At 62.1% G+C, this 19,235-nt stretch carries 21 protein-coding genes; 13 read left to right on the forward strand and 8 right to left on the reverse strand.

Annotation, left to right across the window (positions count from 1 at the left end):
- Positions 1–64 precede the first annotated feature (64 nt).
- A complete protein-coding gene (locus AC0L14_RS10155) occupies positions 65–490 on the forward strand; it encodes a Ros/MucR family transcriptional regulator (RefSeq protein ID WP_023800837.1) in 426 nt (141 codons plus the stop codon).
- A 139-nt stretch (positions 491–629) separates the two neighbouring features.
- On the opposite strand, the gene AC0L14_RS10160 is transcribed toward AC0L14_RS10155, so the two are convergent.
- Entirely contained in the window at positions 630–1,058 is a 429-nt protein-coding gene (locus tag AC0L14_RS10160) for a SufE family protein (protein WP_473749382.1), read from the reverse strand.
- A 113-nt stretch (positions 1,059–1,171) separates the two neighbouring features.
- Positions 1,172–1,540 carry a DUF5330 domain-containing protein gene (locus AC0L14_RS10165; protein ID WP_473637357.1) on the reverse strand — a complete coding sequence of 123 codons (369 nt, stop codon included), beginning with the start codon at positions 1,538–1,540 and terminating at the stop codon, positions 1,172–1,174.
- Between the two features lie 533 nt (positions 1,541–2,073).
- Between AC0L14_RS10165 and AC0L14_RS10170 the strand changes: the two genes are divergently transcribed.
- The 3 genes from AC0L14_RS10170 to AC0L14_RS10180 all read left to right on the forward strand — a co-directional run bounded on the left by AC0L14_RS10170 (position 2,074) and on the right by AC0L14_RS10180 (position 4,979).
- Positions 2,074–3,810 carry a PAS domain-containing sensor histidine kinase gene (locus AC0L14_RS10170; RefSeq protein ID WP_473749358.1) on the forward strand — a complete coding sequence of 579 codons (1,737 nt, stop codon included), beginning with the start codon at positions 2,074–2,076 and terminating at the stop codon, positions 3,808–3,810.
- Positions 3,785–4,552: a peptidoglycan-binding domain-containing protein gene (locus AC0L14_RS10175; RefSeq protein WP_473749359.1), complete on the forward strand. Its 768-nt coding sequence runs from the start codon at positions 3,785–3,787 to the stop codon at positions 4,550–4,552. Before AC0L14_RS10170 ends, AC0L14_RS10175 begins: the two co-directional genes overlap by 26 nt.
- Before the next feature lie 79 nt (positions 4,553–4,631).
- A complete protein-coding gene (locus tag AC0L14_RS10180) occupies positions 4,632–4,979 on the forward strand; it encodes a DUF1491 family protein (RefSeq protein ID WP_123149214.1) in 348 nt (115 codons plus the stop codon).
- A 149-nt stretch (positions 4,980–5,128) separates the two neighbouring features.
- On the opposite strand, the gene AC0L14_RS10185 is transcribed toward AC0L14_RS10180, so the two are convergent.
- From AC0L14_RS10185 to AC0L14_RS10205, 5 genes are all read right to left on the reverse strand, one after another.
- Positions 5,129–6,148 carry a hypothetical protein gene (locus AC0L14_RS10185; protein ID WP_473529362.1) on the reverse strand — a complete coding sequence of 340 codons (1,020 nt, stop codon included), beginning with the start codon at positions 6,146–6,148 and terminating at the stop codon, positions 5,129–5,131.
- A 549-nt stretch (positions 6,149–6,697) separates the two neighbouring features.
- Entirely contained in the window at positions 6,698–7,246 is a 549-nt protein-coding gene (locus AC0L14_RS10190) for a DUF1254 domain-containing protein (protein ID WP_473529361.1), read from the reverse strand.
- Entirely contained in the window at positions 7,239–7,823 is a 585-nt protein-coding gene (locus tag AC0L14_RS10195) for a DUF1214 domain-containing protein (RefSeq protein WP_473529360.1), read from the reverse strand. Before AC0L14_RS10195 ends, AC0L14_RS10190 begins: the two co-directional genes overlap by 8 nt.
- Positions 7,824–7,941: 118 nt before the next feature.
- Positions 7,942–10,101 (reverse strand): transglycosylase domain-containing protein, encoded by a 2,160-nt coding sequence (locus AC0L14_RS10200; RefSeq protein ID WP_473749360.1) that lies wholly within the window; start codon positions 10,099–10,101, stop codon positions 7,942–7,944.
- Between the two features lie 198 nt (positions 10,102–10,299).
- Positions 10,300–10,938, reverse strand: coding sequence for a TetR/AcrR family transcriptional regulator (locus AC0L14_RS10205; RefSeq protein ID WP_473749362.1), 639 nt, complete (start codon positions 10,936–10,938; stop codon positions 10,300–10,302).
- 185 nt (positions 10,939–11,123) lie between these two features.
- On the opposite strand from AC0L14_RS10205, the gene AC0L14_RS10210 reads away from it, so the two are divergent.
- Positions 11,124–12,680 (forward strand): trimethylamine methyltransferase family protein, encoded by a 1,557-nt coding sequence (locus AC0L14_RS10210; RefSeq protein WP_473749363.1) that lies wholly within the window; start codon positions 11,124–11,126, stop codon positions 12,678–12,680.
- Positions 12,681–12,823: 143 nt separating this feature from the next.
- Here the strand turns inward: AC0L14_RS10210 and AC0L14_RS10215 are convergent, their stop codons facing one another.
- The gene (locus AC0L14_RS10215; RefSeq protein WP_473546109.1) at positions 12,824–13,150 is read right to left on the reverse strand and encodes a cupin domain-containing protein; all 327 of its coding nucleotides are present in this window, start codon (positions 13,148–13,150) and stop codon (positions 12,824–12,826) included.
- 361 nt (positions 13,151–13,511) lie between these two features.
- Here AC0L14_RS10215 and AC0L14_RS10220 point away from each other — a divergent pair, with 361 nt between their 5' ends.
- The 8 genes from AC0L14_RS10220 to ccmI all read left to right on the forward strand — a co-directional run bounded on the left by AC0L14_RS10220 (position 13,512) and on the right by ccmI (position 19,235).
- Complete coding sequence (locus AC0L14_RS10220) at positions 13,512–13,760, forward strand: hypothetical protein (protein WP_473529354.1); 249 nt, start codon at positions 13,512–13,514, stop codon at positions 13,758–13,760.
- Positions 13,761–13,773: 13 nt separating this feature from the next.
- Positions 13,774–14,040 (forward strand): DUF1488 family protein, encoded by a 267-nt coding sequence (locus tag AC0L14_RS10225; protein WP_473529353.1) that lies wholly within the window; start codon positions 13,774–13,776, stop codon positions 14,038–14,040.
- 135 nt (positions 14,041–14,175) lie between these two features.
- Entirely contained in the window at positions 14,176–14,586 is a 411-nt protein-coding gene (locus AC0L14_RS10230; protein WP_192364211.1) for a DUF3168 domain-containing protein, read from the forward strand.
- 176 nt (positions 14,587–14,762) lie between these two features.
- Positions 14,763–15,062 carry a hypothetical protein gene (locus tag AC0L14_RS10235; RefSeq protein WP_473637349.1) on the forward strand — a complete coding sequence of 100 codons (300 nt, stop codon included), beginning with the start codon at positions 14,763–14,765 and terminating at the stop codon, positions 15,060–15,062.
- A gap of 120 nt (positions 15,063–15,182) precedes the next feature.
- Complete coding sequence (locus tag AC0L14_RS10240) at positions 15,183–15,848, forward strand: response regulator transcription factor (protein WP_473637348.1); 666 nt, start codon at positions 15,183–15,185, stop codon at positions 15,846–15,848.
- Complete coding sequence (locus AC0L14_RS10245; RefSeq protein WP_473637347.1) at positions 15,832–17,283, forward strand: ATP-binding protein; 1,452 nt, start codon at positions 15,832–15,834, stop codon at positions 17,281–17,283. Before AC0L14_RS10240 ends, AC0L14_RS10245 begins: the two co-directional genes overlap by 17 nt.
- A 157-nt stretch (positions 17,284–17,440) precedes the next feature.
- The gene (locus AC0L14_RS10250; protein WP_473489716.1) at positions 17,441–17,881 is read left to right on the forward strand and encodes a hypothetical protein; all 441 of its coding nucleotides are present in this window, start codon (positions 17,441–17,443) and stop codon (positions 17,879–17,881) included.
- A 220-nt stretch (positions 17,882–18,101) separates the two neighbouring features.
- A complete protein-coding gene (gene ccmI / locus AC0L14_RS10255) occupies positions 18,102–19,235 on the forward strand; it encodes a c-type cytochrome biogenesis protein CcmI (protein WP_473489717.1) in 1,134 nt (377 codons plus the stop codon).

Consider the following 19,235-nt stretch of genomic DNA (forward strand, 5'->3'; position numbering starts at 1 on the left):
GCGATGCCCGACCTGTCAAAAATAGGGCGCAGATAGAAACAACTCACGTTGGGGCCAGGAAGCCATGGATATTATCGAAACACCTTCCAGAAATAGTGATGCGCTGATCGAATTGACGGCCGACGTCGTAGCCGCCTATGTCAGCAACAATCCGGTGCCGGTCGGCGAGCTGCCGAGCCTCATCGCCGATGTCCATGCCGCCCTCGGGCGCGTGGGCGGGGCCAGTGAACAGCCTCCTGCCGACAAGCAGAAGCCGGCAGTAAACCCGAAACGCTCCGTCCATGACGACTACATCGTCTGTCTTGAAGACGGCAAGAAGTTCAAGTCGCTGAAGCGTCACTTGATGACCCACTACGGTCTGACGCCGGACGAGTATCGTGAAAAATGGGGCCTGGACGCAAGCTACCCGATGGTTGCTCCCAACTATGCTGCCGCCCGCTCCCAGCTCGCCAAGAAGATGGGTCTCGGCCGCAAGCGCAAGGGACGCTGATATCGGCGCTTCCCAACGTGGGTTGAACGATCAACGGCGCCTCCGGGCGCCGTTTTGGTTTCGGAGCATTGCTGGAGCAGCCGATATGCGTTGCGTCATGTGCGGGCTCTCCGTCATGCGGGGCAATCGCGCGGCCTAATCAGGCGGTCTGCCTCAACGCCGCCTCGGCGTCGCGTTTGATGCGCTTGACCATGGAACGAAGACCATTGGCGCGTTGCGGCGACAGGTGCTCGTCGAGGCCAAGTGCCTTCAGCGTGGCTTCCGCGTCGGTTTTCTGGATCTCGCTGGCGGGTCGTCTGGAAAACAGCGCCAGCATGATAGCGACAAGGCCGCGCACGATATGGGCGTCCGAATCGCCGGCGAAGGTGACGACTGGGTCGGGACCCGATCCATATTCGGTCGTCAGCCAAACCTGGCTGACGCAGCCGGGCACCTTGTTGGCAGGGCTGCGTTCCTCATCGGGAAACGGCGGCAGGGCCTCGCCCAGTTCGATCACATAGCGATAGCGGTCTTCCCACTCGTCAAGCAGGGAGAAGTCGTCGCGGATCGTTTGGATCGTCGTGGTCATCACCCCGGATATAGTCATCCGGCGACGCCGCGTCACGGAAAAAGAGGAAAAACACCATAGGCGTCGACGGGCGGACGGCCTGTGGTGCGGTGATAGATGCACTGAAAAATATCTCAGTTTTTCGCCGGCAGATCGATTTTCGCCGGCAAGTCGATTTTCGCGGGCAAGACGATGCCTTTGGGCAAGCTGCCGGTCATTGTCGCCGTGTCTGGTTCGCCCGTCTTGTCGTCCAACATGGCGGCCGCAAACTTGGCGGTCTCCTTGGCCCGGGCGGTGATCGTGTGCATTGCGGACTTGCCGGTCTCGCAGACATCGGGCTTGCGCTCGCATATGCCAGCAATGTCGCCGACGGCTTCGCGTGCCGCAAACAACGCCTGGATCGGCCCGACGCTTTGGTGGCCTGTCTCGTCGGAGCCGACATTCAGCGGCAGTGCCAGAAGCACCAGCGAAAACCAGAAAGCCATTCTGATCAGAAAGCCCATCTGTATGCCCTCATCTGTGACCGGATCATGCATTCGTGCGGCATGACCTCTTTATGGGTACGATAGTGGCATAGCCGCGCAAAGGACGGCTTGCCCGGTCAGCGAAAATTTTCCTCAAATTTTAGGCAAATTCGAAAAGAAGCATTTTGCGATGGATTTGTCTCAAATCCAGCCGATTTTCTTCACTTGAGGTTAACCATCCATCTAATTGTTTTCCGTAGTTATTTCCCCGAAACGCGGCGTGCCAGTGGCGCCTGTCGGAGGCGAAAGGGCGGTTCGCCCGGATAACGCTCCATTTACTATGGCTGCAAATGCCAAGGTTTTGCCGCGCCGGCCTTCCAATATTTGTCTCAGGCCGGGCATTGATCGGTCCTGCCTTATCCATTCCTTAAACGCTGGATGCGAGTTTCAGATCAACAAAAGCAATCTGCGAAGCAGGGCTGTTCACGACCAGGTGCGAGTGCGTTGAGTTGACTTCGATAAGGGCCAGATACGTTGAGTTGCCCGGCGCGATGGCAGCCGGTTGCGAACGTATGGTTCATCCGTCGATCCTCGGACAGAACGACCGTCGGTGCCAGCGCCGGTTTATCGGTGTCATGCTGGCCGCTCCGTTCTTTGCGGCAGGCGCAGCAGTCACGCTGGTCACCTCGGGCATGGGCGCGGCCGTGACCATGGCTGCGATCTTTGCGACTTTCGGCCTCTGCTGGTTTGCCGCCTTGCTGGTGGCGGCATCGGGCAAGATGGCGTTTGCCGGCCAGGTCGCTCTGGTGATGGGCAGTCTTGCTCTTGCCGGTGTCATTGCCGCGGCGGACGGTCTGGCCTCGCCGGTCGCCATGCTTGTCGTGGCGCTGCCGTTCGAAGCCTGGTGGATCGGGGCGTCTCGTCGCGCCGCACTCTGGGGCGCCATAGCTGCATTTGTCGCTATCCTGCTGCAGGCTTTTGCCGGTTCAGTTTTCCCGTTCAGCCCGGCGGAAATCACCGCTTGGCATTGGCTGCTGCCGCTGGGTTGGACGCTCACCGTCGTTCCGCGCGTCGCGAGACTTGGCAATCCGGCCGGCGCGCGGCTTGATCCGGCGACCGACGATCGGCTCGAAAACATCATTGACGCCGTTGTCCTGCGGGCCGGCAGGCATGGCGAGGTTCTGGATGCGTCGGCAAAGGCGCGCACGATCCTGAAGCTGCAGCCGGAACTGCTGTCCGGTAGCGGCCTGTTCGACCGCATCCATCTGTCCGATCGCGTCGCATACCTCAGCGCGCTGGCCGATATGCGCGATGGCGCGTCGGCGCGTCGGCTCGATCTTCGCGTCCGACTGCCGCAAAACGGCAACGGCCCAATGGCGGACAATTACCGGCCGTTTTCCCTTGAGCTGATGCGGGCGGAGCAGGAGGATGTCTTCGCGCTCGTCCTGCGCGAGAACGACGAACTCGCCGGCTTGCGCGAAGAGCTTGTCGCTGCGAAAGAGGCGGCCGCGTCTGCCGAAGTGGCGAAGGGACGGTTTCTGGCGGTCGTCAGCCACGAGCTTCGCACGCCGTTGAACGCCATCATCGGTTTTTCCGACATGCTGCTGCATGAGATGTTCGGCACCTTCAAGGATCCGCGCCAGAAGGAATATGTCGGCCTGGTCAAGGAGTCCGGCCAGCATTTGCTTGCCGTCGTCACCTCGATACTCGACGTGTCGAGGATCGAAGCCGGCGCCTATGCAACCGAGCCGGAACCGTTCCGTTTCGTGGAAGCGGTCGAAATGTGCCAGTCGATGATGCGCTTGCAGGCCGAGGCAAAGAACATCGATCTGCAGGCTCAGATCGCACCGGATGCCGGCGAGATAAACGCCGATCGTCGTGCCGTGCAGCAGATACTCATCAACCTAGTCTCCAATGCCATCAAGTTCACGCCCGATGGCGGCGATGTCGTCGTCGGCGCCAAGCGGATCGGCTCGCGACTGCATTTCTGGGTCAGGGACACCGGCATCGGCATCGCCGAGGAAGACTTTGCCAATCTCGGCAAGCCGTTCATGCAGATCCAGAACGACTATACGCGCCGCTTCGAGGGAACCGGGCTCGGCCTGTCACTGGTGAAGGGCCTGGTGGCGCTGCACGAGGGCACGATGTCGATCGAAAGCATGCCGGGCGAGGGCACCACGGTCACGATCAGCTTGCCGGTGAACGGACCGAAGGGACGTTCGACGGACAAGCCCGGCGTGCTGCCAATGCCTGCGGCGAAGGCGGAGACGAAAGGGGACAGGCATGGCTCGCTCCTCAAAACAGCCTAAGACGGTCAAGCGCCGCGGCGATGCCTTCCAGGGTGGCGCGGTCGCGGTCGGCAGCCTGATCTCGCGCAATCCGGTTCTGGTCGGCGGTTCGACCGCCTTCCTGGTGACGCTGTTCTACGTCTCGGCGAACGCCCTGTGGTATCAGCCTTTTCCTCATGCCGGCGCGTTTTTCGCGACCAGGAGCATAGAGAGCTTTCCTCAAGCAGGCGCCGACGAGCCCGAAACCACCATCAATATCGTGCGGCCGGGCCTGGCCCCGATCAAGAGCGATCCGGTCGTCGAGCAGATCCAGGGCATATTGAAGGACCTGGATTTCTATTCCGGCACGGTCGACGGCATTTCTGGCCCCAACACGCGTAAGGCCATACAAGCCTATCAGCAGAAGGTCGGGCTCAACGCTTCCGGTGAGATCGACAGCGTTCTGCTCGATCAACTGGGCGCCACGCCAACCGCCTCGACGGTCGTGCCGCATCCGGCACCTCGTCCGGACGACCTGGCCGCGATTCCCGTCTCCGCTTCGGCGCCGGCAGATGTGCCGGCGCAGGCACCCGACGCCCGTATCATCAAGATCCAGGCTGGGTTGAAGGCATTCGGCAATGACGATATGCAACTCGACGGCGTGGTCGGGGCCCGCACCAAGGCAGCGATCAGGGAGTTCCAGTCGCTGTTCGGGCTGCCTGAGACCGGCGAGCCCGACGAGGTCGTCTACGTCAAGATGCGCGAGATCGGCCTGACCAACTGATGGGCGGAGGCGCGCGGTTTTGGTTTCACCCAAACGCAAAGCGCTCTAAGTACCGTCCGATGTCGTCCAGAATGCTGCTATGCGCATAACCACCGATCTGTGGGTATCGGCCCTGTTGCGCCGGGTTTTCGGCGCCGGCGGCTTTGCCGCCGTGGTCAAGCGCGGCGCAACCGAGGCCGGCGCCGTCTTCGTGCTGGCGCGAGGCCGCATGGGCGAGATTGCCTTGTTTGGACCGGCGCCGCAGACGAGCTACGATTCAGCCAAACCCGACGACCGATTCTTCAGTTTGCTCGGCGCCGGCGAGGATGCCGCCGTTTTTGACGCACAACTGGAAAGGGAGAAGAAATTCGATCCCGACATCTGGGTCGTCGAGATCGAGGCCGGCGCTGTTCCCGTCGAGGAACTTATTTCCGTCAAGTCGCTCTAACGATATGCATGAAAACAAAGGCTTAAAGCGTTCGCTTGAATCTCTTTCAGACCCGACGCGCCTTAATGCATGTCGCGCAAAAGTGTGCAGCGGTTTTGCGATAACGACGTGCATAAAACAACAACCTGAAGCGCGTCGCATGAGGCCGGTCAAACGCGACGCGCTTTAGGGCTGGCGGCAGCATTGTCGCTGTCCGCTTTGCGGATGTCGGCGCTTGCCGCAACCGGTCCGGCATTGCGAACGGCCTTCGACAGTGTCTCGGCCTTCCAGCCGCGTAGCCTGTCCTGCGCTGCGTCGCGATGCAGCAGTCGGTAGCGGTCGAGGAAGATGCGAATAGCCTGCGGGTGCGGAAACTCTGTGGGATAGACGGCGACGGTGATCAGGAACGCCCTCTCTTCGCCGAGATCAAGCGCGCGCAGGGCGGCTAGAAGGGACGTGTAGTTCTGGTTTGCGGTGAGCGACCGCGCCGTTGAAAAATCGATTTCGAGCGCGTCGGCCAGTGCTGTCTGGAAGAATGCGACATTGCCGGTCAGCGCCGTCTCGCGCAGTTTGACATAGGTTTCAGCGCCGGCGAACGGATTGACGGTCGCGCCGCCGCTCTCATCATCGGCACGCATCATTGACCGCAGCCGGCGCCGTGCATTCTCGGCGGCGGCGCCGGGCACATGCTGGCTGTCGGGGCTGGGCGCGATGACTTCGGCGCTTTTAGGCGCCGTCTTGGCGACCGCCTCCTGCTGCCGCACGCTCACCAGCGTCGGCTTTTCAAGTGCCCTGATCAACTGGGCGATGGTCGGGTTCAGATCCTTGCGGCGCGCGATGGCGCGCGCATGCGGCAGGCCGTGCCGTCCGATCAGCGCGACGAGGTCGATATCACTCAGCGCGCGCGAGCGGATGAGCAACGGCGCGGCAACGTCGACCGGCTCCCCGCAAAGCCGCCGGACCAGCGCAGTGGGTGCGTATTCGCATTCGGAAAGGGCGGCGGCGACATAGCGGCGCGATTCGACCGACACATTGGCGAAAAGCGGAAGCGTCAGATCCTCAAGTTGTGCGATCTCCCGGCGCGAAGGGCGGGTGAGCGAACAGAACGCCGACACCGCCGCGCGGAACAGCCTTTCGGCCTTTCCCGATTCAGCCCGTATAGCGATTTGCCTGAAATCCGAAGCTGACACGAAGGATACGCCTGACACTCGACACGATCTGGACCATGCTCGACCGGGACTGTGTCGGTTTCGCATTTGCCTCGGGTCAGGACTTCCTGACCTCAGAACAAAGATCAAATTAGCGGCGATCCGTTAGCGTTCCGTTAACCTACTGCCGTCCTTAATCAGATTGGAGGCGTTGCGTTGTGCTCCGGGGCAACCGAGAGGAATGCACGAACCATGGGCATGGTACTGTCTTTCGTGCCGCGAACGGCGGCAACCAATCGAGCAGAACGAAACACCGGAACGCCGGCGGCGGTGATCATTTTCCCAGGCGTCCGCTACGAGCCACGGCAGCTGACGGGCGAGACGCGGCCAGGCGCGGGTCCAGATAAGCCGGGCTCGTCAAGGACGATGCCGGGCTCGTCAACGACGATGCCGGGATCGTCGGGGACGCTGCCTGTTCCGCATCATTAGAGCGCCGCGCGCCCTGTTGGGCGCGCAAAGGACGCTCTAACACTGTAAATGAGCGCCGCGCACCCTGTTGGGCCGGAAACCGGCGGCATATTTCGGTTGACGTCAGTAAGCCTGCAGTTCGCAGGAACTCTGCTCGAGAAACCGCGACACGACCGGCTTCCAGCTGTCGTCGGGCACAAACGAGCGGATGACGAACATGCCTTCGTCGACGGGCACCTCGACGAAGATTGCCCCTTGCAATTCCTCCGGGAGCTCCTTGCGGATCTCGATCATCTGCGCCGGCGTCAGTACGATACTGTCCAGCACCCTTCCGGTCGCACTATGGTCGTTGAAGGAGTAGATGTTATGGCCGCTGCGGTCATAGACCGATACGGACCAGAACGGGACGTTTCCTGGTGCCTTCACCCGAACCATCCCTTCTGACAGATCGAACCGGCAAGCAGCCGCATTAAACAGCGGATCGACGGATTTTACCACCGGCATACCGCCGGCCTCGGCGTCCAGCCTGGTCATCCTATAGAGGTCCGAGGCCATGGCCAGCCGCGACCACGCATCACGTTCGGAAAATTCCGGGACGAGCAGCAGCACGACGATGTGCACGATGCCGGCGCCCAGCAGGCCGAGCAGGATCGCGTGCAGCAGCCTACGCATTGCAGCCGACCTTCAGGATCTGCGGCAGCGTGATGTCCGAAAGACCCGTGCTGCTGGCGATCGGCGTGTCGTAGAATGTCAGCACGAAATACATCCGGCCGAAACCGTCGGAAAGCAGCCAGTTGCCGGGTGCGGGGCGGTTGCTGACGGAAATCACTACCGAATTGTCGGGCTGGCGCAGCACCTGGTATGATTGAAGTGCCGCAAGCCTTGGCTTGCCGGTCTCGACCACCCCGAGCGATTGATCGGCGGCATAGAGGGTCCAGAACCGGGCCGCGGGAAATCCGCCTTCGATTTCATAGGCGCATTGGCGTTTCAATTGTTCGCCACCGGAATCGCGTTCGGCGATAAAGGACAGGCCTTCTGCCTGCCCGAGTGCAAGGATACCCTCGCGCGCCACGCGGGCTTTCGAATAAGGATCCGCCGCCCTCGTGCCGATATCGGGAAACGCTGTCCATGGGTCGATCCTGATCGCGCCGATGCCATCCTGCGTCTTGAGAGCGTACCAGACGCTGCCGCCGCCGCCGCCGATGGCTATGGCAAGCGCGAGGAGCGTCAGGAATGCGTTCTTGAGCATGAAGAGCCACGGGAAAAAAGAGGAGTGCCGCCCGGGGATATCGCGGGGCAGGGGGCGATGGCAAGCGGACCTCTGTGGAATTGCCGGCGCGAGCATGGCCTGGCCCGTCGTGCCGGCGTCAAAGCGCCGACAGGGTCTCCGGCGTCGCAGGCGCCCGTAGGACGGGCGCTGACTGGAACAGTCTTGTGATGTCCCTGAGCGCCCGCGTTGTTTGGCTGGACAGCACCGGCGGGCGCTCGGCGGTAGCGTCGGCCGCTGCCTGCTCGGCATTCTTCGTTTCCGCTTCCTCGGCCTTGGCGGCGATTTCTTCGTCTACGAAGGGATGATCGAGACCGGGGATCGGCCTGAGGTCGATATTCTGGTGCGCATAGACCATCAGCCTCTGCCAAACCATCGCCGGCAGCGAGCCGCCGGTCATGTTGTTGGTCGGGGTGAAGTCGTCATTGCCGAGCCACACGGCAGCCGTGTAGTTGCCGGTGAAGCCGACATACCAGGCGTCGCGATAAGACTGCGTGGTGCCGGTCTTGCCGGCCGAAACGATATTGGGAAGAGCAGCGCGCCGCGCCGTACCCATCACCGGCACCGCCGCCAGCATGGTGTTCATAGACTTCAGCGCCTGTTCCGAGAGCACACGGTGCGGCGGCGGCGCATCTTTGGCGAAATCGTAAACCACCTCGCCGGTACGGGTGACGAGTTGGGTGATGCCATGCCGGGAGCCGACGAAGCCGTTCTGGGCAAACACGCTATAGCCTGTCGCCTGGTCCATCACGGTCATGCCCGATGTGCCGAGCACCATCGTCTTGTGCGATTCGAGCGGCGATTCGACGCCCATGGCTTCCGCCATCGCCTTGATCGGCTTGATGCCGAGATGATTCTTGGCCAGCCGCACCGGCACGGTGTTGACCGATTTGGCCATCGCCGTGATCAGCGTGACCTTGCCGGCGCGTCCGTCATTGTAATTGTGCGGCGACCAGGCACCCCAGGAGATCGGCCCGCCGGAAACGACGGAGTCCGGCGTGAAGCCGTGCTCCATCGCCGTTGCGTATACGTAGGGTTTAAACGATGAGCCGCTCTGGCGCAGCGCCTTCGTGGCGCGGTTGAACTGGCTGGCACCGTAGTCGCGGCCGCCGACGATCGCCCTGACTGCACCATTGGTTTCGATGACCACCATGGCGCCTTCGGTGACGTTGTATTCCTTGCCGAACTGGCGGAGATGGAATTCCATCGATTCTTCCGCCGCCTTCTGGATGTTGGCGTCGAAAGTGGTGTGGGCGACCAGCGAATGCTGCCCGGACTTCGCGGCGATCTTCTTGACCTCTTCGAATGCCCAGTCGAGGTAGTAATCCGGGCTCTTCTGCTCGCCGCGGTCGACGATTTCAGCCGGATGCAGCCGCGCCTGCAGCACCTGACCCTCGCTCATGAAGCCGGCCTCGACGAGATTGGACAGCACCACGTTGGCCCGCGCCCTGGCAGCAGGCAGGTTGATGTGCGGCGCGTATTTGGTCGGCGCCTTGAACAGGCCGGCCAGCATCGCCGCTTCGGCGAGGTTCACATCCTTGACGCTTTTGCCGAAATAGAAATCGGCGGCCGCTTCGATGCCGAAGGTGCCGCCGCCCATATAGACGCGGTCGAGATAGAGCTGCAGGATCTCCTTCTTCGACAGATTGGCCTCGAGCCACAAAGACAGGAAGGCTTCCTTGACCTTGCGCTCCAAAGTCCGTTCATTGGTCAGGAACAGGTTCTTGGCCAGTTGCTGAGTGATGCTCGATCCGCCCTGAACCACGGAATTCGCCCGCACATTCGCGAAGATCGCGCGTGAAAGGCCGAGCGCATCGATGCCGTAGTGATCGAAGAAACGCCGATCCTCGGTGGCCAGGACCGCCTTGATGACCTGGTCGGGCATCTCGTCGACCGGCACCGAATCCCGCTGGATGATGCCGCGCTGGCCGATCTCGTTGCCATAGCGGTCGAGGAAAGTGACGGCGAAATCGCCCTGGGCACGCCAGTCGCCAGCGGTTTCCTGGAAGGCCGGCAAGGCAAGCCCCAGCATGACGACGATGCCGCCGGCGCCGAGCGTGAAGCCCTCGCTCAACAGTTCGATGATGCCGCGGCGCCAGCCGGAGACGCGGAAGCGCCGGAAAAAAATCGTGGCCGCTTCCCAGAACCGGCGCGCCTTGAAGCCGATCTCGTAGAGCGAGGAATCGAACCACGCATCCGCTGCCAGCAGTCTTGCGGCAATCGGACCTCTTCTCTTGCGTGGTTTCGAAGGACTGGCCATTCCAGGATCCGGCTGCGGCTACGCCTCTCACTGAGAAACTGCATGCGGGCAATTTCAGGGCGGCGCGCCAGCCAAGACTATTCGTCCATTTTGGCCCCGCTCACAAGGGCGAGGGGGACTTTTGCGGCACAGATTGTCGATGCGAGGGGTAGGGGCCTGCAACCTCCACCGCCTTGGCACCTCGCATCCGCTTTCAAATTATCGCGCCGCGATAAAGCGCATGAAATGTGCCACGTCGGCGTCGCTTGGCTCCTGGCCGGTGAAACTGCGCAGATAGGCGGCGAGATGACTGACTCTCGCCTCGACCGGTTCCTTGAGGTCGAGCACATAATAACCGATCTGCATGTAATAAAGGACACGGGCGCGGATGAAGGCATCCTCTTCGTCGTAGCCATGCCGGCGATACATGTCGCGGATCGCGCCTAGCCGGTCATTGTCGGCTTGGTCGATGGCCCCGCGCACGTCGTCGGAGCGACGCGCCCATGCCCGGATGGCGAAGTCGAGCCTGGGATTGAACAGGCGCTCGTCCGCCCAGCATTCGAACACGTTCATGACGCCCATGATGATGCTTTCGGCTGGCCGCTGCGCGCGTTCGACGATCGCCCTGGTGTTGGTGTTCCGCCAATGGGCAAGCAACTGGTCGAGCAGATCCTGACGGCTCTCGAAGTACCAGTAAAAGCTTGAGCGCGAAACGCCGAGCTTCTGGCCGAGCGGCAGCACGCGCACGCTTTCGATGCCGTCTGAAATCAATGTCTGGAGTGCAAGATTGATCCAGTCCCAGCGCGTCACCTTGATGTTGCCGGGCGCCGGCTCGTCCTGCGGAGCAATCATGATCATGGCCGCACAATAGGCATGAGAGGGGAACTGCATACAACCGTACTAGACACATATGTACAGTGCAAGTATCCTGCCCGCCTCAACGAACTGGGCCGAGCGGCCGGCGCGCGTCATAGCGGCTTCTCCCTACGGTCCCCAGGGCAAGGCAATACGGCAGGGCAATACGGCAATGAGGAGTATCCGCCATGATCGATGACGCCGCACGTGATCTCAGGCGCGAACGCAGGCGGCGCGGACGAACCGGCGAGGCCGGCAGCGAGACCAGCCGCCGGCCGGACTATCGTTCGCTGAAGAACCCGTTCCTGCCGCAGCCGATCTTTTCGGCCGACCAGGTCGCCGCGATACATGACACGGCGCTGCGCGTGCTCGAGGAACTCGGCGTCAAGGTGCTGCTGCCGGAGGCGCGCACCATTCTTGCTCGTGCCGGTGCGCTGGTCGACGAAGACAGTCAAATGGTGCGCATCGGCCGCGACATTGTCGCGGCGGCGTTGGTCTCTGCGCCGAAATCGATCCGGGCGCACGCTGGTGACCGTGCCCGCGACCTGACGCTCGAGCTTGGCTCGATGACGTTCCTTGCGGGGTCCGGGGCGCCGAACGTCACCGATCTAGAGCGCGGCCGGCGGCCGGGAACGCTTGCCGCTTTCGAGGATCTCATCCGCCTGGTGCAGCATTTCGACGTGCTGCACATGCTGGGACCTTGCATCGAGCCGCAGGATATCGACAACCGTTTCCGCCATTATGCCGTCAACCGGGCTCAACTGACGCTCTCCGACAAGTTACCGTTCGTCTTCGCGCGCGGCACGCCGCAGGTCGAGGACGGCTTCGAGATGCTGCGGCTGGCGCGCGGCCTGTCCGAGGCCGAATTCCGTTCGAGCGCTCATTGCTACACCGTCATCAACACCAATTCGCCGCGTCAGCTCGACATTCCGATGGCGCAAGGCATCGTCGACTTTGCCAAGGCGGGGCAGGTGTTGATCATCACGCCCTTTTGCCTGGCCGGCGCCATGGCGCCGATCACGGTGGCCGGCGCACTGACGCTGCAGCACGCCGAAGCGCTGGCCGGGCTGACGCTGGCCCAGAATGTGCGACCGGGCGCGCCGGTCGTCTATGGTTCGTTCTCCTCCAATGTCGACATGAAGTCGGGGGCGCCGGCGTTCGGCACGCCGGAGCACGTCAAGGCCACGATCGGCGCCGGTCAGCTTGCGCGCCTCACCGGCCTTCCCTGGCGGTCCGGCGGCGGCAGCGCCGCCAACATATCGGATGCGCAGGCGGCCCATGAAACGCAGTTCGCTCTGTGGGGCTCGGTGCTTGCGGGTGCAACGGTCTGCATCCATGCCGCGGGCTGGCTCGAAGGCGGCTTGAGCGTTTCGTTCGAGAAGCTGATCACCGATATCGAGGCACTGCAGACGGTCGCCGAACTCTGCGCGGCGACGCCCGGAGACGAGGCCGCGATCGGCTTCGAGGCTATCGCCGAAGTGCAGCCGGGCGGGCATTTCTTTTCGGCCGGGCACACAATGGCGCGCTACCGCACCGCTTTCTACGAGCCGCTGGTCGCCGATTGGTCGAATTTCGGCAACTGGACGCAGGCTGGGTCAAGAACCGCCACGGAGCGCGCCACCGGCATCTGGAAACGGCTGCTGGCCGATTTTCGGCCGCCGGCTTCCGCCGCTGCCACATCAGGTGTTCTTGACGAATTCATAGCGCGGCGCACGGAAGAGGGTGGCGCAGCATCGGTGTCGTGAGGATCAGTGCAGTCCCTGCACGAATAGGTGGCGACCGTGAGCCCTAACCGTATCCGAGCCGTGGATGCTGCGCCTTGCCCTTTCGGCGGTCATCCCGTTTCGTTCGTCTATCGCTGCGAAATCGGGGCGGAGGCGCTGCGCCGTCATCCGCTATCCTCGGCGCGGATCGTTGCGGCGGGGCGGACGGACGTCAGTCCAAAACGAGCGCAGAGGTCTGGAACACTCTCGAAGTCCATATCCAGTTGGTACTTTCGTAAAAGTTCGCCGGACTTTGTCCTGTCGGGCCAGATCGCTGCCAACTCGCGGAAATAGTTCTCAAACCCCGCCGGCGAAATTACTTCGATAATTTCGCACGGTGTGTCGCCAGCGTTCCAGAACGTATGCCACTGGCCCCGCGGCTTGAACACCCATGTGCCCGGCCCGGCAGTAATGACGTCGTCGCCAAGCAATGCGCCCAGATTGCCGCTCACCACATACGATCGCTCGTTGAGAACCAGGGCCTGTCGGACGAGGAGGCGGTGGAGGCCATGATCGTCCTCGTCCGCAGCGTGAGCTCGAGTTGCTGGACCGCAAAAGCAAGAAACCGTCAGCCTGAAGCCAGCGGGGCCGGCGCGGGCCGTTTCCCGATCTAGCGCTGATTGGAGCGGGGTATATGAGCAGTCGGTACGGCATTTGGGGTCGGTGCGAATGCAATTTCTAGTATTATTTCATGATGTCTTTCAGACATTTGATCAATCAAAAACATTTTTGAAAATTGGTTTTTCCGTTCCGAGTTCCTATTTTAGGTGAGGAACTAATTTTCATCACCTCAGCGAAAAGGAGATTTTATCGATGGCGGAACTCAATCAGAATATCATGGAAAAAGCTGAGGCACGCTTCATGGAGAAGCAGAAGAAAACCGCGGAGCGAAACCAGGCTACGGCCGAATATGTTTCCGAGGCCAAAGCCAGGACTATCAAGACCGAAAGGTTGCGGGCGCTGCGGCTGGCCAAGGAAGAGGCCGACCGTGCGGCGGAAGCCCTCAATCCCGTCGCTCCCAAGAAAAAGCGGGCGGCAGTCAAGAAGGCGGGAACCGCTTAACGGCGGTCAAGTCATGAGCCTGACATTTCCAAATCTAAGCCGAAGCTACGACGAGGCGAGCCGACGGATCCGCTTCGTCGGTTATGACGGCATGTCCCAGATTTCTTTCTTTGTCCATGCAGACGCCATCTCGACGGCACCGCCGGAGACGGCGACAGCCGAAGCCACGTATCTCGCCGCCTTCGATTCGGCCGTCGGTCCCATACATGACGTCGCAAGGAATGCTTATGCCCGTACCGGCAAGAGCATGTATGTGCTGACAGCGGCCGATTTTCGATAGATCCCGACCGTCCGCGCGATCGGGACCTTGGAAATCCAGTGATCTGGCGCCAGACCGTCAACGCGGCTACGCTGCAAGCGGAAATCGCTGTCGGGGTGAAGGCCTGTTCAGCCGTGACGGGCGAGGGAGAAGACGATGACCGCGCCGGCCGCCGCGCTGCAGAAGGCCTTGTTCGAAGCGTTGAACGGTGATGGTTCCCTGTCAGTGGCATTGGGCGGCGCAAAACTGTTCGATCATGCCCCGGAAAATGTCCCATTTCCCTATGTCACCTACGGCCGGACCAGCGTCTACGACTGGACAACCGGCATGGAGAACGATGCAGAGCAGCTTTTCACGCTGCATTTCTGGTCGAAGTCCGAGGCCAGGAAAGAAATGCTCGATGTTATGGACCTTGTCAGCACCCGCCTCCAGGATGCGGCGCTCGCGCTCGACAAGCATCACCGCATCAATCTCAGGCTCGAATTCACCGAGGCCCGTTACGACGAGGACCTTTCAGCCTATCACGGGCTGCTGCGCTTTCGCGCCGTGACGGAAGAAAACGCCTGACGCGCTTTCAATCTGGCTGCAACACAGTCTAGACTGGCGCTTGGATGAATTTGCCGGGTTGGGGCGGCCAAAATCATAAGGTTGGTTGTCTCGCGTTTCAGGGGGTGAGATAGGCATGTGTTGCAGGCGTTCACTGTTCATTTCACGTTCAGCACCGATGCGTTAGGACGCTGATCATGAAAACGCTTCACTCCCATTTCCGAACCGCGACATTGGCGCTCTGCGCTGCCGGTCTGTTTGCGTCGCAGGCGACGGCGCTGCCGGTCGTCGTGCCCGAGCAGAACCGGCCGATCATCCTGGCTTCCTCCGACTGCTACGCGATCGGTCAGCAGGTTGCCGAGCAGAATGGCGGCACGCTGGCCAAGGCGTCGCAGTCGACGCGCGGTGGCCAGCCGGTCTGCGTCATCGTCGTGCTGGTCCCGGGCAAGGACGGGCAGCGTCCGCGCCGCACCGAGATCGTCGTTCCGCTGAACTGATCCCTCCCGTTTCCCAGGCGCTGGAATCGGCCTATATCTCACGCCCAGCTTCTCAACAGGGCAACTCTTCAACAGGGCAGTTCTTCAACAGGCCAGATCTTCAACAGGTATGATCCCCGCATGCGCGTACTCGTTGTCGAAGATGACAAGGATCTCAACCGGCAGATATCAGACGCGCTGGTCGATGCCGGCTATGTCGTCGACCGGGCTTTCGACGGTGAGGACGGGCATTTCCTCGGCGATACCGAACCCTATGATGCCGTGGTGCTCGACATTGGCTTGCCGCAGATGGACGGCATCAGCGTGGTCGAGCGCTGGCGGCGCGGCGGCCGCAAGATGCCGGTCCTAATTCTGACGGCGCGCGATCGCTGGAGCGACAAGGTATCCGGCATCGACGCCGGCGCCGACGATTATGTCACCAAGCCGTTCCACATCGAAGAGGTGCTGGCCAGGGTTCGGGCGCTCATCCGGCGCGCGGCCGGCCATGCGTCGTCCGAGCTGACATGCGGGCCGCTGCGGCTCGACACCAAGGCCTCCAAGGCCGATGTCGACGGCGTGCCGCTCAAGTTGACGTCGCACGAATTTCGCCTGCTTGCCTATTTGATGCACCATATGGGCGAGGTCGTGTCCCGGACCGAGTTGGTCGAGCATCTCTACGATCAGGATTTCGACCGCGATTCCAACACAATCGAGGTCTTTGTCGGGCGGCTTCGCAAGAAGATGGGCATCGACATGATAGAAACCGTTCGCGGCATGGGCTATCGAATGCGTGAGCCGGAGGCGTAAGGCGGAACCGCTCAAACAGACTGCAAGAACGCCGCTTTCACTGCGGTTCTGGCCGCGTTCGCTGGCGTTCCGGGTGATCGCCTTTTCCACGGTCTGGGCGATACTCACTCTGATTGTCATCTTCACGCTGATCACGACCCTCTATCGCCAGGCGAGCGAGCGCGGTTTCGACAGCTTGTTGTCGGCGCATCTGTTCAATCTGATCGGCTCGGTCGGCGTGTCCGAAGGCGGTTCGCTGACCGGCGCTCCCGACCTTGGCGATCTTCGGTTCTCGGAGCCGAATTCCGGCTGGTACTGGTCGGTGGAGCCTGCGTCGGAAGGCGTGCGCGGTGAGCTGCACTCCTCCTCGATGACCAAGGCGATCCTGTCGCCAAGCGTCGCCGAGGTTCCTTTCAATGCCAGCTTCCAGCGCAGCTATGCGACAGAAGGCATCGATGGCGAGGAACTGGAAGTGTTCGAGAGCGAATTCGTTCTCGACGCGAAAAATCGCGCAGCGCGCTTCCGTGTCATGGGCAACAAGACCGAGCTCGAGCAGGAGATAGGCGCCTTCCAGCGTCGCCTGCTGACCTATCTTTCCCTGTTCGGCGTCGGCATGATCGCCATCAACGCCATCGCGATCCTGTTGGGCCTGCAGCCATTGCGCCGGGTCAGGAACGCTCTCGCCATGGTGCGCGAAGGAACCGCGCAAAGGCTCGACGGTCGCTTCCCGGCCGAGATCGAGCCGCTCGCCAACGAGACCAACGCGCTGATCGAAAACAACAAGCGTATTGTCGAGCGCTCGCGGACGCAGGTCGGCAACCTCGCCCATTCGCTGAAGACGCCGCTGGCGGTGCTGATCAATGAGGGGCGGGCGCTCGGCGGCGCCAAGGGCCAGCTCATAGCCGAGCAGGCCGCCTCTATGCAGAAGCAGGTTGACCATTATCTGCAGCGCGCCCGCGTTGCGGCACAACGCGACAGCGTCGTCTACCGCACGCCGGTGGCGCCGCTGGTCCAGCGCATGGTGCGCGTGCTGCAAAAACTCAACCCGCAGACCGCTCTCTCGCTTTCGCTGCCGGCAGTCGATATCGTCTTTGCCGGCGAACGCGAGGATTTGGAAGAATTGCTTGGCAATCTGCTCGACAACGCCATGAAATGGGCAAAGAGCGCTGTCGCCGTGTCGGTGGCGCCAATCTCCGGCAAGAAGAGTGGCGTCGGCAAGGAGGGTGCTGTCGATCTATTCGAGATCAGCATCGAAGATGACGGCCCGGGCATTCCCGAAGAGAAGGCGCGCGAGGCGCTGAAGCGCGGACGGCGGCTCGACGAGACAAAGCCGGGGACCGGGCTTGGACTTGCCATTGTCGCCGACCTGGTCAACGAGTATGGAGGCGTTCTGGCTCTGGAACGGTCGAGCATGGGCGGGTTGAAGGCGGTGGTTCGATTGCGGAGCCTTCACTAGACTTATGCTTTTGCTGGGCCAGTCGACATTGATCGACGGTGCGTGATATTGCGGCATGTCGACTGGTCCCGGAGCCGTCGGCCACATCGACACTATGGCCACGCCGACTCCCCCGATGGCGCGGCCCAGCTCTAACTCAAGAAAACCGGTTGTTGGCATGAAGATTCGCGTCGCGCTCGTTTCCGCACTGCTGGCCGTTTCCGGCTGCACGACGCTGGGCAAGAGCTCTGGCCCCACGGTGGCGCCGCAGCCGGCCGCCACGCCGCCAAGTGACGGCAAGATCGCGACGACGATCATTTCCGCCATGGGGGGCGGCCTCGTCAGCGGATCCATCGGTACCGGCTTGAGCGATCCGGAAAAGCGAAAGGCGCTGGAAGCGGAATACAGGGCGCTCGAGTACACGGCGAGCGGCCACAAGGTGACATGGAAGAGCGATCGGTCGGCGCATTACGGCGAAGTCGTGCCCGCCCAGCCCTATCGTGTCGGCTCGCAGGACTGCCGGCAATACACGCATACGGTCTTTACCGGCGCTGCCGGCGCCACCGCGCGCGGAACCGCTTGCCGCAACGCCGATGGCAGCTGGACGCCACTGACGTAACGACCGGCCGGATAATGCATGTCGCGTAAAAGTGTGTAGCGGTTTTGCGATAACGACATGCATGAAAACAACAGCCTGAAGCGCGTCGCATGAGGCCGGTCGAACGCGACGCGCTTTAGGTCCGGTTGACATTAATCAAGGACAAGCGACGCATCTGCCGTCAAAGCGTCGCAGGACGCCTGTGTTGGCAGGGCAGGGCTCTGCCGTTATTGGAAGAAGCATGCTGTTCTGGGTCATAGCTGCCATTCTCACGCTGGGTGCAAGCCTGACGGTTCTGCTGCCGCTGGCCGGCGGCCCGAAGGGTGGCTCGGCTAGCAGCGATCATGACCTTGAAGTCTATCGCGACCAGTTGTCCGAGCTTGACCGGGACGTGGCGCGTGGCCTGATCCAGCCGGCGGAGGCCGAAGAGGCGCGTGCGGAGATCGCCCGCCGCATCCTTCGCCTGGACAATGCCGCCGACAAGGCAGCGGCGCGGCAGCCGTCGATGGCGACCAGATTGGTTGCGACGGCCGCGGTCCTGGCGGTTCCGCTGGTCAGTTGGGGTTTGTACAGCCAGCTCGGCTCGCCCGAGCTGCCGTCGCAGCCGCTCAGCGAGCGACTGGCCAAGAATCCCGCCGACAGTTCGGTGGACGAACTGGTGGCACGCGCCGAGGCCCACCTTGCCGCCAATCCGTCCGACGGCAGGGGTTGGGACGTTCTGGCGCCGGTCTATCTGCGCATGCAGCGGTTTTCCGACGCGGTGACGGCGTACCGCAACGCCATTCGCCTCGACGGCGACAGCGCTGCCCGCCAGGCCGGCCTCGGCGAGGCGATCGCCAGCGCAGCGGGCGGTATTGTCTCGGCCGACGCTCAGGCCGCCTTCGAGGCGGCGCTGAAGCTCGATCCGGCAAATCCGAAGGCCAGCTTTTATCTGGCGATGGGCATGGCGCAGGAAGGCCGCATTGAGGAGGCGACAGCTGGCTGGCAGAAAATGCTCGCGGCCTTGCCGCAGGACTCAGCCTGGCGCGCCGCCGTCGAGCAAGCACTGGCCGAATCCGCCAGACAGAGCGTCGCTTCGGGAGTGCCTGCAAAAGGCCCGGACGCCGGGGATGTCGATGCATCCTCGTCGATGTCGCCGCAGGACAGGGAAGCGATGATCGACACCATGGTCGCGGGACTTGATGAAAGACTTCGGCAAAACCCGCGCGATGCGGAAGGATGGATGCAGCTTATTCGTTCCTATGTCGTGCTGGGCAAGGCCGATCAGGCACGCGATGCGCTCAATCGCGGTATCGCCGTTTTTGGCTCCGATAGTGAGGAAGCGAAGAAATTCACCGCCTTTGCCGTCTCGCTTGGCCTGACGGCGACGGAGTAA

It is taken from the genome of Mesorhizobium sp. WSM4841 (assembly GCF_055811515.1).

Bases quoted from the DNA above. Each gene is read 5' to 3' on its own strand.
- AC0L14_RS10155 (WP_023800837.1), top strand. From the start codon at position 65: ATGGATATTATCGAAACACCTTCCAGAAATAGTGATGCGCTGATCGAA.
- AC0L14_RS10160 (WP_473749382.1), bottom strand. From the start codon at position 1,058: ATGACCACGACGATCCAAACGATCCGCGACGACTTCTCCCTGCTTGAC.
- AC0L14_RS10235 (WP_473637349.1), top strand. From the start codon at position 14,763: ATGAAAACGCTTCACTCCCATTTCCGAACCGCGACATTGGCGCTCTGC.
- AC0L14_RS10175 (WP_473749359.1), top strand. From the start codon at position 3,785: ATGGCTCGCTCCTCAAAACAGCCTAAGACGGTCAAGCGCCGCGGCGAT.
- AC0L14_RS10220 (WP_473529354.1), top strand. From the start codon at position 13,512: ATGGCGGAACTCAATCAGAATATCATGGAAAAAGCTGAGGCACGCTTC.
- AC0L14_RS10230 (WP_192364211.1), top strand. From the start codon at position 14,176: ATGACCGCGCCGGCCGCCGCGCTGCAGAAGGCCTTGTTCGAAGCGTTG.
- AC0L14_RS10180 (WP_123149214.1), top strand. From the start codon at position 4,632: ATGCGCATAACCACCGATCTGTGGGTATCGGCCCTGTTGCGCCGGGTT.
- ccmI (WP_473489717.1), top strand. From the start codon at position 18,102: ATGCTGTTCTGGGTCATAGCTGCCATTCTCACGCTGGGTGCAAGCCTG.
- AC0L14_RS10250 (WP_473489716.1), top strand. From the start codon at position 17,441: ATGAAGATTCGCGTCGCGCTCGTTTCCGCACTGCTGGCCGTTTCCGGC.
- AC0L14_RS10210 (WP_473749363.1), top strand. From the start codon at position 11,124: ATGATCGATGACGCCGCACGTGATCTCAGGCGCGAACGCAGGCGGCGC.
- AC0L14_RS10195 (WP_473529360.1), bottom strand. From the start codon at position 7,823: ATGCTCAAGAACGCATTCCTGACGCTCCTCGCGCTTGCCATAGCCATC.
- AC0L14_RS10205 (WP_473749362.1), bottom strand. From the start codon at position 10,938: ATGATCATGATTGCTCCGCAGGACGAGCCGGCGCCCGGCAACATCAAG.
- AC0L14_RS10170 (WP_473749358.1), top strand. From the start codon at position 2,074: ATGGTTCATCCGTCGATCCTCGGACAGAACGACCGTCGGTGCCAGCGC.
- AC0L14_RS10240 (WP_473637348.1), top strand. From the start codon at position 15,183: ATGCGCGTACTCGTTGTCGAAGATGACAAGGATCTCAACCGGCAGATA.
- AC0L14_RS10165 (WP_473637357.1), bottom strand. From the start codon at position 1,540: ATGGGCTTTCTGATCAGAATGGCTTTCTGGTTTTCGCTGGTGCTTCTG.
- AC0L14_RS10200 (WP_473749360.1), bottom strand. From the start codon at position 10,101: ATGGCCAGTCCTTCGAAACCACGCAAGAGAAGAGGTCCGATTGCCGCA.
- AC0L14_RS10190 (WP_473529361.1), bottom strand. From the start codon at position 7,246: ATGCGTAGGCTGCTGCACGCGATCCTGCTCGGCCTGCTGGGCGCCGGC.
- AC0L14_RS10225 (WP_473529353.1), top strand. From the start codon at position 13,774: ATGAGCCTGACATTTCCAAATCTAAGCCGAAGCTACGACGAGGCGAGC.